The sequence below is a fragment of the Pseudonocardia sp. MH-G8 genome (genome assembly GCF_002262885.1).
Lineage (GTDB): Bacteria > Actinomycetota > Actinomycetes > Mycobacteriales > Pseudonocardiaceae > Pseudonocardia.
The window spans coordinates 681,499-698,437 of record NZ_NKYF01000001.1 but is presented as its reverse complement, the minus strand read 5'-3'; the positions used below and the strand labels follow the sequence as shown (position 1 = coordinate 698,437).

The 16,939-nt window shown below is 74.0% G+C and carries 12 protein-coding genes; 9 read left to right on the top strand and 3 right to left on the bottom strand.

Annotated elements, in window-relative coordinates; translation table 11 throughout:
* Positions 1–19: 19 nt before the first annotated feature.
* A complete protein-coding gene (locus tag CFP66_RS03210; RefSeq protein WP_198961219.1) occupies positions 20–1,069 on the top strand; it encodes a D-2-hydroxyacid dehydrogenase in 1,050 nt (349 codons plus the stop codon).
* A gap of 91 nt (positions 1,070–1,160) precedes the next feature.
* Here the strand turns inward: CFP66_RS03210 and boxB are convergent, their stop codons facing one another.
* Together boxB and boxC are read right to left on the bottom strand one after the other, a co-directional pair.
* Complete coding sequence (gene boxB, locus CFP66_RS03205; protein WP_094920208.1) at positions 1,161–2,573, bottom strand: benzoyl-CoA 2,3-epoxidase subunit BoxB; 1,413 nt, start codon at positions 2,571–2,573, stop codon at positions 1,161–1,163.
* A 1-nt stretch (position 2,574) separates the two neighbouring features.
* On the bottom strand, positions 2,575–4,254 hold the full coding sequence (gene boxC / locus CFP66_RS03200; protein WP_094920207.1) for a 2,3-epoxybenzoyl-CoA dihydrolase: 1,680 nt from the start codon (positions 4,252–4,254) through the stop codon (positions 2,575–2,577).
* A gap of 211 nt (positions 4,255–4,465) precedes the next feature.
* Here boxC and CFP66_RS03195 point away from each other — a divergent pair, with 211 nt between their 5' ends.
* Complete coding sequence (locus CFP66_RS03195) at positions 4,466–5,353, top strand: endonuclease domain-containing protein (protein ID WP_143517087.1); 888 nt, start codon at positions 4,466–4,468, stop codon at positions 5,351–5,353.
* Positions 5,354–5,419: 66 nt separating this feature from the next.
* On the opposite strand, the gene CFP66_RS03190 is transcribed toward CFP66_RS03195, so the two are convergent.
* Positions 5,420–7,015 (bottom strand): benzoate-CoA ligase family protein, encoded by a 1,596-nt coding sequence (locus tag CFP66_RS03190; RefSeq protein WP_094920205.1) that lies wholly within the window; start codon positions 7,013–7,015, stop codon positions 5,420–5,422.
* 159 nt (positions 7,016–7,174) lie between these two features.
* Between CFP66_RS03190 and CFP66_RS03185 the strand changes: the two genes are divergently transcribed.
* The 7 genes from CFP66_RS03185 (at position 7,175) to CFP66_RS03155 (ending at position 16,764) form a co-directional block, all read left to right on the top strand.
* Positions 7,175–8,296 (top strand): NDMA-dependent alcohol dehydrogenase, encoded by a 1,122-nt coding sequence (locus CFP66_RS03185; protein WP_094920204.1) that lies wholly within the window; start codon positions 7,175–7,177, stop codon positions 8,294–8,296.
* Between the two features lie 103 nt (positions 8,297–8,399).
* Positions 8,400–10,178, top strand: coding sequence for an AAA family ATPase (locus CFP66_RS03180; protein ID WP_233159103.1), 1,779 nt, complete (start codon positions 8,400–8,402; stop codon positions 10,176–10,178).
* Between the two features lie 122 nt (positions 10,179–10,300).
* On the top strand, positions 10,301–11,458 hold the full coding sequence (locus tag CFP66_RS03175) for a hypothetical protein (RefSeq protein WP_094920202.1): 1,158 nt from the start codon (positions 10,301–10,303) through the stop codon (positions 11,456–11,458).
* The gene (locus CFP66_RS03170) at positions 11,455–13,764 is read left to right on the top strand and encodes a serine/threonine-protein kinase (protein ID WP_094920201.1); all 2,310 of its coding nucleotides are present in this window, start codon (positions 11,455–11,457) and stop codon (positions 13,762–13,764) included. The genes CFP66_RS03175 and CFP66_RS03170 overlap by 4 nt, the downstream gene beginning before the upstream one ends.
* Positions 13,755–14,807, top strand: a complete 1,053-nt coding sequence (locus CFP66_RS03165) for a protein phosphatase 2C domain-containing protein (protein WP_094920200.1) — start codon at positions 13,755–13,757, stop codon at positions 14,805–14,807. The genes CFP66_RS03170 and CFP66_RS03165 overlap by 10 nt, the downstream gene beginning before the upstream one ends.
* Positions 14,804–16,096: a VWA domain-containing protein gene (locus tag CFP66_RS50135; protein WP_094920199.1), complete on the top strand. Its 1,293-nt coding sequence runs from the start codon at positions 14,804–14,806 to the stop codon at positions 16,094–16,096. Before CFP66_RS03165 ends, CFP66_RS50135 begins: the two co-directional genes overlap by 4 nt.
* 2 nt (positions 16,097–16,098) lie before the next feature.
* Positions 16,099–16,764 (top strand): FHA domain-containing protein, encoded by a 666-nt coding sequence (locus CFP66_RS03155; RefSeq protein WP_094920198.1) that lies wholly within the window; start codon positions 16,099–16,101, stop codon positions 16,762–16,764.
* Positions 16,765–16,939 lie beyond the last annotated feature (175 nt).

The following is a 16,939-nucleotide window of genomic DNA, read 5'->3' as shown; positions in this document are numbered from 1 at the left end:
TGCGGATCGGGAGGGCTCTTTGGGCGAGCGGTTGCGGGTCGGCGTCGTGACGCCGTTGGACGAGGAGCTGTGCCGGCTGGTGGAGCAGCTCGAACCGCGGGTGGAGATGGTGCGCGACCAGGAGCTGCTCCCGCCCGTGCGCTACCCCGCCGACCACCATGGCGAGGCGTCCTTCGTCCGGGACGCCGGGCAGCAGCAGCGGTTCGAGGACGTCATCGCCGGGGCCGACGCGCTCTACGGCATCCCCGGTGAGGACCCGGGAACGCTGCGGCGGGCCGTCGAGGCCAACCCGGGCCTGCGCTGGGTGCACACGATGGCGGCGGGAGGTGGCGCGCAGGTGAAGGCGGCCGGCCTGTCCGGCGAGCAGCTCGCCCGCGTCACGTTCACCACCTCGGCCGGGGTCCACTCCGGCCCGCTCGCCGAGTACGCGCTGCTGGGCCTGCTCGCCGGGGCCAAGAACGTGCCGCGCCTGCAGGCCGACGCCGCGCGGCACGAGTGGCCGCACCGGTGGCTGATGGGGCAGTTGCGCGAGCAGACCGTGCTCGTCGTCGGGCTCGGCGGGATCGGCCGCGAGGTGGCCCGGATCCTCGCGGCGTTCGGCACCCGGGTGATCGGCACGAGCCGGCGCGGTGAGCCCGTCGACGGGGTGTCCGAGATCGTCCACCCGGGCGAGCTCGCCGCGGTGGTCGGCCGGGTCGACGGCATCGTCGTCACGCTGCCCGGCACCGCGGCCACCGCCAAGCTGGTGAGCGCCGAGGTGCTCGCCGCCGTCCGGCCCGGCGCCACGCTGGTCAACGTCGGCCGCGGCACCGTCGTCGACGAGGACGCGCTGGTGGACGCCCTGCGCGACGGCCGCATCGGCTTCGCCGCGCTGGACGTGTTCGCGGTGGAGCCGCTGGACCCGGCCAGCCCGCTCTGGGACCTGCCGAACGTGCTGATCAGCCCGCACAACGCGACCCTCACGCCCGCGGAGGGGCGACGGATCGCGGAGCTGTTCGCCGAGAACGCGACCCGGCTGCTCGACGGCAGGCCGCTCCGCAACGTGGTGGACACGGTGGAGTTCTACTGACGTCGCGACACGCGCGCCCCACGCCCCGACTCGCGGAAGGGGGTGGCCCCCCAACTCCGCGAGTCGGGGTGTGGGCGGGCCCGTGTCGCGGTCAGGGGAAGCGCACGTACTCGTACTCCACGGGCTTGTCGTTGATGCCCTTGCTCGGTGGCGCGATCCAGCCGGCGATCTTGCCGGGCTCGTAGACCGGGCGCATCAGGCTGCGGACGTGGGTCTTGTCGGCCTCGCTGGGCAGCCAGCGGTCCTTGCTCGCCTCCCAGACGTCCGGGCCGATCAGGTCGCCCTTCGGGGTCAGGTGGTGGGCGGCGAAGTGCCCGACCTCGCGGTTGAACCCGACGTGGGGCAGGTAGAGCCGCCGCGTGATGCCGGACTTGTCGAGCACCCGGTTCCAGCGCTTGAGCCCGGTCTCGCAGTCGGCGATGTACTCGCGGCGCAGGTCGTGGTTGAGCGCCAGCAGCGCGGAGACCTCGTCGGTGGTGACCTCCCCGTCGCGCACCACGTCGACGTGCGCCGCGTCCTCGGTGAGGACGTGGTCGTCCTTGCGCCGTTCCTCCTGCCAGCGGCCCTTGAGCCCGGCGGTGAAGTAGTTGGCGGCGTTGGTGGAGCGCTCGGAGCCGAACAGGTCCAGCGACACCGAGTAGTGGAAGTTGATGTACTTCTGGATCACGTCGAGCGGGATCCCGCCGTGCGGCGCGATGTCCTCGGTGTCGTGCTCGCGCATCAGCTCCGCGCTGCGCGCGACCACCCGGTCGACACCCGTGGTGCCGACGAACATGTGGTGCGCCTCCTCCTTGAGCATGAACTCGCAGGTCCTGCTCAACGGGTCGAACGCCGACTCCTTCAGCGTGCCGAGCTGGTACTTCCCGTCCCGGTCGGTGAAGTAGGTGAACATGAAGAACGACAGCCAGTCCGGGGTCTCCTCGTTGAACGCGCCGAGGATGCGCGGGCTGTCCAGGTCGCCGGAGTTGCGGTGCAGCAGCGCCTCGGCCTCCTCGCGGCCGGCGCGGCCGAAGTAGGCGTGCAGCAGGTAGACCATCGCCCAGAGGTGGCGCCCCTCCTCCACGTTGACCTGGAAGAGGTTGCGCAGGTCGTACAGCGACGGCGCGGTCTCGCCGAGGCGGCGCTGCTGCTCCACCGAGGCCGGTTCGGTGTCGCCCTGGATGACGATGAGGCGCTGCAGGTCGGCGCGGTACTCGCCGGGCACCTGCTGCCACACCGGCTCGCCCTTCTGCTCGCCGAACGCGATGCGGCGGTCGGTGTTGCGCTCGGCCAGGAAGACGCCCCAGCGGTACTCGTCCATCGGCACGTGGTCGAAGTGCGCCCACCCCTCGCGCCCGACGGCGACGGCCGTGCGCAGGTAGACGTCCTCCGTGGGCACGGCCGGGCCCATGGTCTTCCACCACGTCAGGAAGTTGGGCTGCCAGCTCTCCAGTGCGCGCTTGAGCTTGCGGTCGCCCGCCAGGTCGACGTTGTTCGGGATCTTCTCGGAGTAGTCGATCGACATGTCACACCCGCCTGCGGTCGAATTCGGCCCTGCGGCCCGTGCCGTACCTGCGCAGCGCGCCTTCCGGGCCCGCCGCGTTCGGTCGTACGAAGATCCAGTTCTGCCACGCCGAGAGCCGCGCGAAGATCCGCGTCTCCATGGTCTCCGGGCCGACGAACCGGTGGTTGGCCTCCATGCCGGTGAGCGCGTCCGGGCTGAGCGCGGCCCGCTCCTCCAGCAGGATCCGGATCTCGTCCTCCCAGTCGATGTCGTCCGGGGCGTCGGTGACCAGGCCCAGCTCGAGGGCCTCGCGGGCGTCGACGCGGCGGCCGGTCTCCTGGCGCAGCTTCGCGACGTGGTCCTCGTCGCCGTAGAAGCGGCTCGCCAGCCGGGACAGGCCGTTGCTCATCGGGAACGTGCCGAAGTTGCTCTCGCTCAGCACGAGCTGGGCCGGCTCGCCCTCCTGGGAGTCCTCCTCCAGGAAGCCCTCGAGCATGTACTGGCGGTCGCAGGCCAGCGCCAGCTCCAGCAGCGCACCGGCGAAGCACGATCCCGGCTCGATCAGCGCGATCAGCGACCGCGACGTGACGTCGAGCCGCTTGAGCACCCGCTTGAAGTAGTGCCGGATCTCGTTGACCAGCCAGTCGTCGCCGGAATAGCGGGCGATCACCCGCTCGAACGCCAGCGCGTCCTCGACGTCGCCCTTCGTGCGGACGACCCACGTGCCGAGCTCGCGCTCGTTGGCCCGCAGCCGCAGGACCAGGTCGTCCAGCTCGCGGGTCATGGCCAGTGGCCAGAACCGCGCGCCCAGCTCGTGCACGCGCTCGACCGTGTCGGGCACGTCGCCCTCCGGGCCGTGCACCGTGATCTCGACGAGGCCGGCGTCCCGGTCGAACCGGGCCTCGACGTGCCGGTAGCGGATGCCGTCGCCGGTCTCCTCCCGCTGCAGCGGGGGCAGCTCGACACCCCGGGCGTCAGCGGGCCGGGACGACCGCGCGGCGGCCTCGGTGGCGCGCTCGGCCACGGTCTCGTCCCAGCGCCGCTTGGGGATCACCTCGTCGACCAGGCGCCACTCCACGGCCTGCGCGCCGCGGATGCCCTCGGAACGGGTGGCGAAGACGTCGGCGCGGTCCTTGCGCACCCGGCGCTTGTCGGTGACGCGGGTGAGGCCGCCGGTGCCGGGCAGCACGCCGAGCAGCGGCACCTCGGGCAGCGCCACGGCCGAGGAGTTGTCGTCGACCAGCAGGATCTGCTCGCACGCCAGCGCCATCTCGTACCCGCCGCCCGCGGCGGTGCCGTTGAGGGCTGCGATCCAGGTCTGTCCCGAGTGGGCGGTGGCGTCCTCGATCTCGTTGCGGGTCTCGTTGGTGAACTTGCAGAAGTTCACCTTCCACGGGTGGCTGCTCTGGGCGAGCATCCGGATGTTCGCGCCCGCGCAGAAGTTGCGGTCCTTCGCGCTGGTGAGCACCACCGCCCGCACCTCGGGGTGGGAGAAGCGCAGCCGCTGGACGGCGTCGTGCAGCTCGATGTCGACGCCCAGGTCGTAGCTGTTCATCTTCAGCTCGTAGCCGGGCACCAGGCCGCCGTCCTCGGCGACGTCGAGGCGCAGGTACGCAACCTCCCCCTGCACGTCGAGCGTCCAGTGCCGGTAGGTCGACGGATCGGCGTCGAAGGAGACGGCCGGATCTGCGCTGCTCGTCATCGGTGACGCTCCTCCTGCGGCGGCGCGGGGACCTGTGTCAGTCTACAGTCACGCGACAGAACGGCAAGTGGATGTAGAACGTAGAGCATGATCGCGAAGTCGGCACGTTCCCGGGTGGAAAACGCCCGCGAATGCGCCGACTTCGCGATCATGGCGACGGATCTGGTGAAACGGCCCCGAGATGCCTCGGGCTGCTGTGATCCTGCCGGTCATGGCCGTGCCCCTCGACCTCGTCGAGCTCATCACCCGCCAGGACGGGCTGATCACCACGGCACAGGCCGTCCGGCACGGCCTCGACGAGAGCGTGCTGCGGCGGCGGGCGCGGGAGCAGGGATGGGGCCGCGTCGCCCCACGGGTGTACCTCGCGGCCGGTCATCGGCTCACCAGCCGGGTCCGGATCCGCGCAGCCGGGTTGTGGGGCGGGGAGTACGCGACCGTCTGCGGCCCGGCGGCGGCGTGGTGGCACGAGATGCTGGCGGCCGCTCCGGCCGAGACCGCGGTGACGGTGCCCCGGCGGCTCGCGTTGCGCGGGTACCCGGGCGTGCGGATCCGTCGTCGCGATCTCGCCGAGCTCGACCGCGTGCTCGTCGACGGTGTCTGGTGTGCCGCGCGGCCGCTCGCCGTCCTGGAGACCGCGGTCGTTCTGCCCGACGGTTCGGCGTTCCTCGACCGCGCACTGCAGAAGCACGTCCGGTTCGACGAGCTCTACCAGGCGTACTGCCGGAACATGGCGGCCTACGGCGCCGCGCGCATCCGTGAGCTCGTCACCGCGGCCGCCGATCGCGCCGACTCGGCGGCCGAACGGCGGCTGATCGCCATCCTCCGCGAAGCCGGGCTCACGGGGTGGCGGCGTGGTGTCCCGTTCGGACGCTGGACGATCGACGTCGCCTTCCCGGACGCGAAGGTGGCCATCGAGTTCGACGGCTGGGCCTACCACTCCGACGTCGAACGCTTCCGCGCCGACCGCAGCAAGGGCAATGCCCTGGTCCGCGCGGGCTGGAAGCTGCTGCGCTTCACCTGGCACGACCTCGTGAACCGGCCGGAGTACGTGATCGCCGAGATCCGCGCCGCGCTCCTCGCGACCGAAACCAGTGCATGATCGCGAAGTCGGCGCAATCGCGGGCGGAATCCGCCCGGGAACGTGCCGACTTCGTGATCATGGTCGTCAGGCCTTCGCTTCCGCCACGTCCTCCGCGGTCTGCGGGGCCGGCGTCAGCTCCGCCTTCGCCTGCGCGCGCAGGCGGTAGCGCTGGATCTTGCCGGTGCCCGTGCGGGGGAGCTGCTCGACCTGGACGACCTGGCGGGGGCGCTTGAACGCCGCCAGGCCCGCGCGGCAGAACGCGATCACCTCGTCCGGGTCGACCGTGGCGCCGGGGCGGGCCACGACGTAGGCCACCGGCTTGTCGAGCCCGTCCTCGTCGGGCACGCCGATGACGACGGCCTCGGCGAGCGCCGGGTGTTCGAGCAGCCGGGTCTCGACCTCAGTGGGGCTCACCCAGATCCCGCCGACCTTGAGCACGTCGTCGGCGCGCCCGAGGCAGGTCCAGCTGCCGTCCTCGCCCCGGACGTACTGGTCGCCGGTGCGCATCCACTCGCCGTGGAACACCGCGCGGTTGACGCTGGTGCGACACCAGTAGCCGGTGCACAGCGACTCGCCCGCCACGTAGAGCATCCCCGGCTCGCCGGCGCCGTCGATCACGCTGCCGTCGTCGCGGCGCAGCTGCACCTCGTAGCCCGGGACCGGGAACCCGGAGCTGCCGGGCACCACCTTGCCGGCGATGTTGGAGATGAAGATGTGCAGGGCCTCGGTGGAGCCGATGCCGTCGAGGATCTCGAACCCGTACTGGTCACGGACGCCGTGGAGCATCCGCGGCGGGAGCGTCTCGCCTGCAGAGATCCCGTTGCGGACGGTCGCGAACGTCTCCCGCGGCAGGTCGGCGGCCATCAGCGGGCCCCAGAAGCTCGGGCCGCCGAAGAAGAGCGTGACGCCGTGCTCGGCCACCCGCTGCGCGTACTGCCCGGGGTGGGGGCGCGACGGCTCCAGCACGCTGCTCGCGCCCACCGAGAGCGGGAAGAACAGCGAGTTGCCGATGCCGTAGGCGAAGAACAGCTTCGCCGCCGACAGGCAGACGTCGTCGGGTCGCAGGCCCAGCACCTGCGCGCCGTAGGTCTCGCACACGTGGCGGATGTCGGTGTGGCGGTGCATCGCGCCCTTCGGCGTGCCCGTCGTGCCGGAGGTGTAGAGCCACAGCGCCGGTGACTCGTCCCAGGTGGGATAGGGGGCGGTCAGCGGCTCGGCCGTGCGCAGCGCCTCCCAGGTGAGGCCGGTCGTCCCGGGCACGTCGGGCGCCGTGTCGCCGGTGAGCACCACGTGTCGCAGGTCGGGGGCGTCGGCGGCGGCGCTCGTCACCGCGTCCGCGAACTGCGGGCTGCCCACCAGTACGCGGGCCCGGGAGTCGGCGACGACGGTGGTGAGCTCGCGCGCGGTGAGCATCGTCGACGTGGGCACGGCCACCGCGCCCAGGTACATCGTGGCGAGGATGCCGACCGCCAGCTCGACGTCGTCGGCCATGCACAGCAGGACACGTTCCTCGGGCCGGACCCCGATCCCGGCCAGCCCGGCGGCGACCCGGCGGACCTCGGTGGTGAGCTCGCGGTAGGTGTGCGTGCCGAGGGGGTGGCGCAGCGCCACGCGGTGGCCGTCGCCGGCGTCGACGCGGCGCTCGGTCAGGTAGGCGGCGGCGTTGAACAGTTCCGTCATGGGAGCGGCTCCGGTCCGATCACGGGTGGGTCCGAACTCTACTGGGCGCTCACGCTCCGTCAACGTTTCGTAGAAGATCCGCTCGGTCCGGCGCTTCCCCCACCCATGCGCGCGCTGCTATGAACGAGGAGATCCGACCGCTCTTCAAGGGAGAAGACATTGCAGACCCGTGGCGCGATCATCCGGCAGGCACCCGGCAAGTACGAGGTCGTGGATCTCGAAATCGACGACCCCCGGGAGAACGAGGTCCAGGTCCAGATGGTGGCGTCGGGCCTGTGCCACTCCGACGACCACATGGCCACCGGGGACATGACGCCGGGCATCTTCCCGTTCGCGGGCGGCCACGAGGGCGCGGGCATCGTCACGAAGGCGGGCGTCAACGGCAAGGGGCTCAAGGAGGGCGACCACGTCGTCTTCTCGTTCCTGCCGGCATGCGGGCACTGCCGCTGGTGCGCCTCGGGCATGCAGAACCTCTGCGACCTGGGCGCCACCCTGCTGTCCGGGGCACGCTGGGGCGACCCCACCGACTTCCGGGTCAAGCTCGCCGACGGCGGCCAGCCGGTGGGACAGATGTGCGGCATCTCGACGTTCCTGCAGACCACCACGGTGTCCGCGGACTCCGCGGTGAAGGTCCCCGACGACATCCCCCTGGACAAGGCCTGCCTGGTGGGATGCGGTGTCGGCACCGGGTGGGGCTCCGCGGTCAACGCCGCGCAGGTGCAGCCCGGCCACACCGTCATCGTCATGGGCATCGGCGGGATCGGCATCAATGCGGTGCAGGGCGCCGCCCACGCCGGAGCGTCGAACATCATCGCGGTCGACCCGGTGGCGTTCAAGCGGGAGAAGGCGCAGGAGCTGGGCGCCACGCACGCGGTGGAATCCATGGACGAGGCCACCGAGCTCGCCCGGCAGTTCACCAACGGGCAGGGCGCCGACTCCGCGATCGTCACCGTCGGCGTCACCACGTCCGAGCACGTCGCCCAGGCCTTCGGGGCTATCCGGAAGGCGGGGACCGCCGTCGTGACCGGGTTGGGTGACATGACGGAGGCGAACCTCCCGATCTCGATCGCCGAGCTGACGCTGTTCCAGAAGCGGCTGCAGGGCGCGATGTTCGGCATGTCCAACCCGAACTGGGACATCCTGCGCCAGCTGCAGCTCTACCGCGACGGCGTCCTCAAGCTCGACGAGCTGGTCACCAAGACCTACTCGCTCGACGAGATCGCGCAGGGCTACCAGGACATGCACGACGGCAAGAACATCCGTGGCGTCATCATTTACTGAGCGGAGCGCAGGCGGAGCGAGCATCGGCGCTGAGCGGAGCGCAGGCGGAGCGAGCATCGGTGCTGAGGACGTCGCGCCCGTCGGCCTGCGTCGCGAGCGCGAGGTGCTCACCGTCGCGCTCGCGACCGGCCGGCACGTGGTCATCGAGGGCCCGCCGGGCACCGGGAAGTCCACACTGTTGCGCGCGATCGCCCGCGACGCGGGTCAGACCGTGGTGTTCGTCGAGGGCAACGCGGAGCTGACTCCCGCGCGGCTGGTAGGGCAGTTCGACCCGGCGCAGGTGCTCGCGGAGGGCTACCTCGCGGCGAGCTTCGTCGACGGGCCGCTGCTCACCGCCATGCGCGAGGGCGGGCTGCTCTACCTGGAGGAGCTCAACCGGGTCCCCGAGGAGACGCTCAACGTCCTCATCACGGTGCTCACCGAGGGCGAGATCGCGGTCCCGCGGCTGGGCACCGTGCACGCCGGGAAGGACTTCCGGTTGATCGCGGCGATGAACCCGTTCGACGCGATCGGCACGGCGCGGGTGAGCCAGGCGATCGCGGACCGGATGTGCCGGGTCGTGCTCGGCTACCAGGACGAGCCCGCGGAACGGGCGATCACGACCGCGGTCACCGCGCTGGACGGCCCGGTCGTCACGCTGGCGGTGGCGCTGGTCCGGGCCACGCGCGAGCACCGTGACGTCCGGATGGGGTCGTCGGTGCGCGGCGCGATCGACCTCGCGCTGGTGCTCACCGGGCTCGCCGAGCTGCGCGGGGAGCGGCTACCGGTGCGGGAGACGGCGCGGGACGCGGCGTACGCGGCGCTGTCGGGCCGCATCCGGATCGCCGACGGGGTGGACCGCACCCCGGAGTCGGTGATCGACGAGCTGCTCGACGAGCTCTGGGCCGACGACACCGAGCCGCTGGACGGGGCCGGCCAGGGAGAAGGTGGCCCGGGAAAAGCTGAAGGCCCGCCGGAGCAACCGGCGGGCTTCCGGCCCCGGTCGCGCCCGGGACGCGACCGCTCCGGGCGCACCCAGGGCCGCGCCCACCTCGCGGCGCAGCACGCGGCGTTCGACGAGGTGTCACCCGAGACCGGCACGCTCGACGCCACGGCGTTCGACGCGTTGCTCGCCCGCGACCCCGAGGCCGCGGCCGCGCTGCTCGCCGACCTCGCGGTCGCCACCGACGAGGATCTGCGCGCCGCCGCCCGCCGGCTCGCCGGGCGGGTGTTCCTGCGGCTCGGGCGCGTCGGGCCGGCCAGGGCCCGGGGCACCCGCCGGCTCGCCCCCGCGCGTGGCGGAGACGGCGACCTCGACCTGGACCGCACGCTCGACGCCTGGCAGCCGGGCCCGGCACGGTGGCCCACGGACATCGTCACGCGCAGTTGGACGGCGCGGCGCCGTGCCGTCGCGCTGCTCGTCGACGTGTCGGGGTCGATGCAGGGCGCCGCCGTGGCGCTGGCCGCGGTGGCCGCGGCCGGGGTCGTGCTCGCCGAGCAGGGCGCGCTCGTCCCTGCCGTGGTCGCGTTCGGAGCGGGTGTGCGGGTGCTGCAGGAACAGGGCGTGCGGCGACCGCCGGAGGAGCTGCTGTCCGATCTCGTGGCGCTGCGCGGACACGGCACCACCGACCTCGCGGGTGGTCTGCGGGCGGCGTCGCGGCAGCTTGCCGGGGCTGTGGCCGACGAGCGGCTCGTCGTGCTGCTGTCGGACTGCCTGCCCACCGCGGGCGGCGAGCCGGCCGCCGCGCTCGCCGGGATCGACCGGCTGCACGTGCTCGTCCCGCTCGGGGGAGCCGAGCCCGAGGCGGCCGCCGCGGCCCTCGCGAGCCGCGGCGGCGGGCGCGCGCAGACGGTGCACCGGCTGGCGGAGGTGGGGCCTGCGCTGACGCGAGTGCTGGCGTGACCGGCCGGTCACGCGATCCACCCCCCAGCGCCCGGCGACGCGCTACCCTCCGACACACGATCGGGGGGTCGTCCGGGCAGGGCAGCCCTCCGCCACCGGTGATGCGGGGGGCGCGATACCGGATGACCGACGACCTGAACGCGGAGCTGGGGCGCCGCCTCGACGAGGAACAACGCATGGCCACGGCGCTCGTCGCGCTCGAGCGCCGACCGGGGCACGTCCTGCTGGCGGCCATCACACCCACCGGACTGACCGCCCAGCAGTGGGCCATGGCGAGCGACGCGCTGGCCGGCCTGTGGCAGGACTTCGCAATCTACCAGCGCGTGCTGGCCGAGGCCCGGGACGAGACCGAGCCGTGCGCGCTGCACCGGCTGCTGCGCGAACCGTCGATCGAGGTGAGCCGCACGGTCGTCGAGCGACGGCTCACCGGGGACGTCGAGCGCGTCGAGACGCTCACGCTCGATCAGCTGGGCGCGCGGATGGAAGCCGCGTTCCGCGTCGTCGACGAGATCGTGGAGGCGTGCGGCGCGCTGCACGAGGCCTTCCTCATGGGGCTGGCCCCGCTGGCCCGGCGGCTGGGGTCGGCCCGCGTGCTCGCCGCGGAGCTGGGGGCCGAGGTGGCCGAGCTGGCCGTCCTCACGGCGAAGGTCGACGACCTCGACCGGACGTGCGCGGCCGACCCGCTGTCGCTCGCAGGGCGCCCGCCCGCGGAGGTGCTGACGGCGTTGGCGGCCGAGATCGGGGAGGCGGCCGCGCGGCTGGACGCGATCGCCGCCGTCCGGAACGGGTGGGACGCCACCCTCGCCGACCTCGAGGCCGCCCTCGGCGATCTTGCGAAGCTCGGGGAGCAGGAGCGGCAGGCACGGGCGATGGCCGCGGAACGGATCGCGGGCCCGCCGCTGGCCGCCCCGCCCGACCGGCTCCCGGCGCTGCGGCAGCGGCTCGCCACGCTGTCCGGCCCGGTCGGCTGGCCCGCGCGCGCGGCAGGGCTCGACGCGCTGCGCCGCGCCGTCCGCGAGGCGGAGCGCGAGCTGCACTGCGCCCACGCGCTCGCCGCGGGGCTGATGGAGCGGCGGGCCGAGCTGCGCGGGCGGTTCGAGTCGTTCCGGGCCAAGGCCACGCGCCTCGGGCACGCCGAGGAGCCCGACCTGCTGCGAATCGACGGCGACGTCCGCCGGCTGCTGTGGGGACGCCCCTGCGACCTCGCCGCCGCCACGCGGGCGCTCCTGGACTACCAGCGGTTGCTCCAGCAGGCGGCCGGGCAGGGGAGGTCGGCGTGACGGCCGACGACGGGACGCCCTGCGCCCGCACCGGCTGCACGGGCAGGCTGCAGGACGGCTACTGCGACGAATGCGGCCACGCCGCCGCTCAGGTCGCTGCACAGCCGGGTGCGGGCGACGATCCCGGCACCGCGGCGTGGAGCCCGTCGACGGAATCGGGCACGGCTGCGTGGAACCCGTCCACCGGAGCGGGCACGGCCGCGTCCTCCGGGCCGTCCACCGGCACCAGCGGCAGCAGGCCCTCGCGGCGCGGCAGCGGCCGCACGTCCCCGTCGAGCTCCGCGGGCGGGCGGCTGGGGGGCGGGCTGGTGGACGTGCCCCCGGTGCCGCAGGTCGACCCGTCCAGCGCGCTGCTGGCCGATCCGCAGGTGCCGGAGCACAAGCGCGCCTGCAGCCGCTGCGGTGGCCCGGTGGGGCGCGGTCGCGACGGCAGGCCCGGCCGGGTGGAGGGGTTCTGCCCGAAGGACGGGGCACCGTTCTCGTTCCGGCCCAAGCTGTCGCCCGGCATGCTCGTCGACGGCCAGTACGAGGTGCAGGGCTGCCTCGCCCACGGCGGCCTGGGGTGGATCTACCTGGCGCTGGACCGCAAGGTCAGCGACCGCTGGGTGGTGCTGAAGGGGCTGCTCGACTCGGGTGACGCCGACGCGATGGCCGCCGCGGCGGCGGAGGCGCGCTTCCTCGCGCAGATCACGCACCCCGACATCGTCACGATCCACAACTTCGCGCAGCACCCCGACGACGACGGCACGCCCGTCGGCTACATCGTGATGGAGTACGTCGGCGGCTCGTCGCTCAAGCAGCTGCTCGAGGAGCGCCGGCGCCCGGACGGCTCGCTCGAGCCGCTGCCGGTGGCCCAGGCGATCGCCTACGCACTGGAGATCCTCCCGGCGCTGGGTTTCCTGCACGCCCGGGGGCTCGCCTACTGCGACTTCAAGCCGGAGAACGTCATCCAGTACGAGCGGCAGCTGAAGCTGATCGACCTCGGCGCCGTCATCCGCGTCGACGACGAGCACAGCCCCGTCTACGGCACGATCGGCTACCAGGCGCCGGAGATCGCGAAGGCGGGCCCGTCGCCGAGCTCGGACGTGCACACCGTCGGCCGCACGCTCGCGGTGCTGGCCCTGGGCATCCCCCCGGCGCGCCGCGGCGTGCCGACCCCGCTCCCGGAGCCCGCCGAGAACCCGGTGCTGGCCCGGCACGAGTCGTTCCACCGGCTGCTGCGCCGCGCCACCGATCCCGACCCGCTGCGGCGGTTCGGCTCGGCCGAGGAGATGGCCGACCAGCTGGGTGGGGTGCTGCGCGAGGTGCTCGCCGCCGAGGGCGCCCACCCGGACCCGCACACCTCCACGATCTTCGGGGCGCGGCACGGCGACTTCGCCCCCGATCTGCTCGTCGCCGCGGGCGCGCCGGGTCGCCCGGATCCGGCGCGGGTCGCGGGGCTGCTGCCCGATCCGGTGGCCGGCACCGACGACCCGGCGTCCTCGCTGCTCGCCGCGGCGTCGAGCGTCGATCTCGCGGACGTGCAGCGCATGCTGGCGTCGGCGGCGCAGCAGGGCACCGAGCTGCGGCTGATGCTGCTGCGGGCGCACCTGGGCGCGGGCGACCCCGACGCCGCAGGTGCGGTGCTCGACGGTCTCGGGGACGACGACCTCGAAGGCTGGCGGCGGGAGTGGTTCCGCGGGGTCGTCGCGCTGTCGGCCGGCCGGCCGGACGCGGCCTGCGCGGCCTTCGACACCGTCTACGCCACGCTGCCGGGGGAGATGGTGCCGAAGCTGGCTCTTGCCGCCGCGGCCGAGTGCGCCGGCGAGGACGCCGTGGCCGGCCACCACTACGGGCTGGTGGCCCGTCCGGATCCGAGCATCGCCGACGCGGCGTTCGGGCTGGCTCGCGTGCTGCTGCGCGCGCAGGACCGGGCCGGCGCCGTGGCCGCGCTCGACGCGATCCCGGAGACGTCCAGCCGCTACGTCGCCGCGCAGCTCGCGGCCGTGCAGGTCGTCCTGCTGGGACGCGCCGCGGGCGAGATCGACGAGGCCGAGCTGCGGGCGGCCGCCGAACGCGTCGAGCGGCTGCCGCTCGCTCCGGCCACCGATTTGGCGGTGCGGGCCTCGTTGCTGGCGCCCGCGGTCGAGCTGGTGCCCCCCGACGGCGGCGGTGCGCCGTTCCTGGGATGCCCGTGGCTGGAGCGGGACCTGCGGTTCGCCCTCGAGCGTTGCCTGCGCACCTCGGCGCGGCTCACCACCGACTCCGCGGAACGCATCGGGCTGGTCGACCGGGCCAACGCGGTGCGCCCGCTCACGTGGGTGTAGCCGTGGCGTGCCCCGAGTGCGGTGAACCGGTGGCGCACGAGGACCGGTTCTGCGAGGCGTGCGGCACCGACCTGCTGCTGCGCACCGGCAGCACGGTCACGGCGGGGGGTGCGGCGGCGGCCGGAGCCTGCGCCGGGTGCGGTGAGCCCGCACCGGAGGACGAGTACTGCCCGGGGTGCGGGTTGCGCCGCCGCGACGACTCGGAGCGCGTGGAGCTGGACCTGGCGGCTGTGGCCGGCGTGAGCGACCGGGGGTTGCGGCACGCGCGCAACGAGGACGCCGTGGCGGTGGGGTGGCTCCGGGACGGCCCCGCCGCGGCGGTCGTCTGCGACGGCGTCTCCAGCGTGCACCGTCCCGAACTCGCGTCCCGCGCCGCCGCCGACACGGCGCTGGAGGTGCTGCTGGCCCGCGACGACGCGCGGCCGGCGGGGGATCGGGTGCGCGCCGCGGTGTCCGCGGCCGCGGCGGCGGTGGCCGGGCTCCCGGTGCCGGCCGGTGCCGAGCCGCCGTCGTGCACGCTCGTCTGCGCGGTCGTCAGCCCTGTCGTCAGCCCCGCCGTCAGCCCGGTCGTCGAGGGGCTCGAGCCCGACGCGCCCGAGATCACCGTCGGGTGGGTCGGGGACAGCCGGGCCTACTGGCTCGCCGCTGCGCAGGCGGCCGAACCGGCGCGGCTGCTGACCCGCGACCACGCCTGGGCGGCGGAGATGGTCGCGGCGGGCGAGCTCGACGCGGAGGCGGCGGCGCACCACCGGCTCGCCCACGCGATCACCCGCTGGCTGGGCGCCGACGGCGAGCCCGAACCCGATCTCGTCACGCTGCGCCCCGCCGGGCCCGGCGCGCTGCTGCTGTGCTCCGACGGGCTGTGGAACTACCTGCCCGACGCGGCGGACCTCGCCGCGCTCGCACTGCCCGTGCTCGACGCTGAGGGGCCGCTCGCCGCCGCCGCCGCGCTCACCGCCGTCGCCCTGGAGGCGGGCGGTCGCGACAACATCACCGTGGTCGTCGTCCCCGTCGGCCCCCGCACCGAGAGGAGCCCGTCATGAGCGACGCGCCGGAGTTCACCGTCGAGGTCGACCAGAACATCCACCTGCCGGCGGGCGGCACCCAGGTCGACGCGATCCTCACGGTGACGGCCGCCGGCGGGATCAGCGGGCCCGCGCCCGCGTCCGACGTCCTCGAGATGATCATCGTGGACTGCTCGACGTCGATGACGGGCGAGAAGGTCCGGTACGCGCAGCAGGCCACGATCGCGGCGATCGACGCGCTGCGCGACGGCGTGTCGTTCACGGTGATCGCCGGCACGCACGTCGCCCGGCAGATCTACCCGCTGCACAGCGGCACGGCCACGGTCGATGCCGCCACCCGCGCCGAGGCGGCGGCGCAGGTCGCCGCGCTGCGCGCCGACGGGGGTACCGCGATCGGCCGCTGGCTCGCGCTCGCCGCCGCCACGGCCGACGCGCATCCCGGCTCGATCAAGCACGCGCTCCTGCTCACCGACGGGCAGAACGGCGAGGACGAGGACTTCTTCGCGCGCGGCCTCGACGGGGCGCTCGGCCGGTTCACCTGCGACTGCCGCGGCGTGGGCACCGACTGGCGCGTCGAGGAGCTGCGCCGGATCGCCTCGGCGCTGCTGGGCACGATCGACATCGTGGCCGACCCGGCCCACCTGGCCGCGGACTTCACCGCGGTCATGGGCGCGGCGATGGGCAAGGGCGTCGCCGACGTCGCCCTGCGGTTGTGGACCCCGCGCGGGGCGAGCGTGCGGTTCGTCAAGCAGGTGGGTCCCGCGGTCGAGGACCTCACGGGGCGTCGCAGCGCCTCCGGTGCGCTCACCGGCGACTACCCGCTGGGTTCCTGGGGTGCGGAGAGCCGGGAGTACCACGTCCAGGTCGAGGTCACGCCGGGCGCGGTCGGCGACGAGGTGCTGGCCACGCGCGCGAGCCTGCTGCGCTCCGGGTCCGCCGAGGTGCTCGGGCAGGGCCTCGTGCGCGCCGTGTGGACCGACGACGCGGCGCTGTCCAGCCGGATCGCCCGCGGCGTCGCGCACTACACGGGCCAGGCCGAGCTGGCCGAGGCGATCCAGGAGGGCGTGGCCGCGCACCAGGCGGGCGACCGGTCCACCGCGACGGCGCGGCTGGGGCGGGCGGTCGCCCTGGCCGCCGCGTCCGGGAACGACGACACCGCCCGGCTGCTTGACGAGGTGGTCGAGGTGATCGACGCCCCGTCGGGCACCGTGCGGCTGCGCGACGGGGCCAGCGAGGCGGGAGTGATGACCCTCGACACCCGCTCGACCAAGACCGTCCGCGTCCGCGGCGACGAGCAGGGGGTCTGAGCGTGCCCACCTGCCCGGCCGGGCACGACTCGGTGACCACCGACTACTGCGACGACTGCGGCGCCCCGATGGGCGTCCCGCGCGAAGCGGATCCGGCCGCCACGGCCGGGCTCGGCGCGGTCACACCGGCCGAGAAGCGCTGCCCGGCGTGCGGAGAGCCGCGCGACGGGCGCTTCTGCGAGGTGTGCGGGCACGACGCGGAACGTCCCGCGCCCGCGCCGGTCACCCCACCTGCCGATCCCGGAGAACGACCTGCGGCGCCGCCCTGGACGGCGCTCGTGCGGGCCGACCGGGAGTGGTTCGACCGGGTCCGTGCCCGCGGGGGCTCCGGGGCGGCGGCGCTGCAGTTCCCGCCCTACTGCCCGGAGCGGCGGTTCGTGCTGGCCGGCCCGCAGCTGGCGGTCGGGCGCCGCAGCCGTTCACGCGGTGTGGAACCGGAGATCGACCTGTCCGGGCCACCGCTGGACCCCGGCGTGTCCACGCTGCACGCCCTGCTGCTGCCGGCGGCGAACGGCGGATGGCAGCTGATCGACCTGGACTCGACCAACGGCACCGTGCTGAACGACGCGGCCGACCCGATCGCGCCGAACCGCCCGGTCCCGCTGACAACGGGCGACCGCATCCGGCTGGGAGCGTGGACGACGATCACGGTGACCGCGTCGCCATGATCGACTGGCGGGCTCGCGTACTCGACTGTCGCGAGTTCGCGTGAGGATGACTGTGTGTGATCGCCGGGGGTGTATCGGTTCCAGGTAGCGCCGGCCTGTGACGGCGGGACCGAGACCATCGTGCGCCTGACCGGGGCGATGTAGGCACGGAGCGACTTCGAGGTGCGCCGCGCCG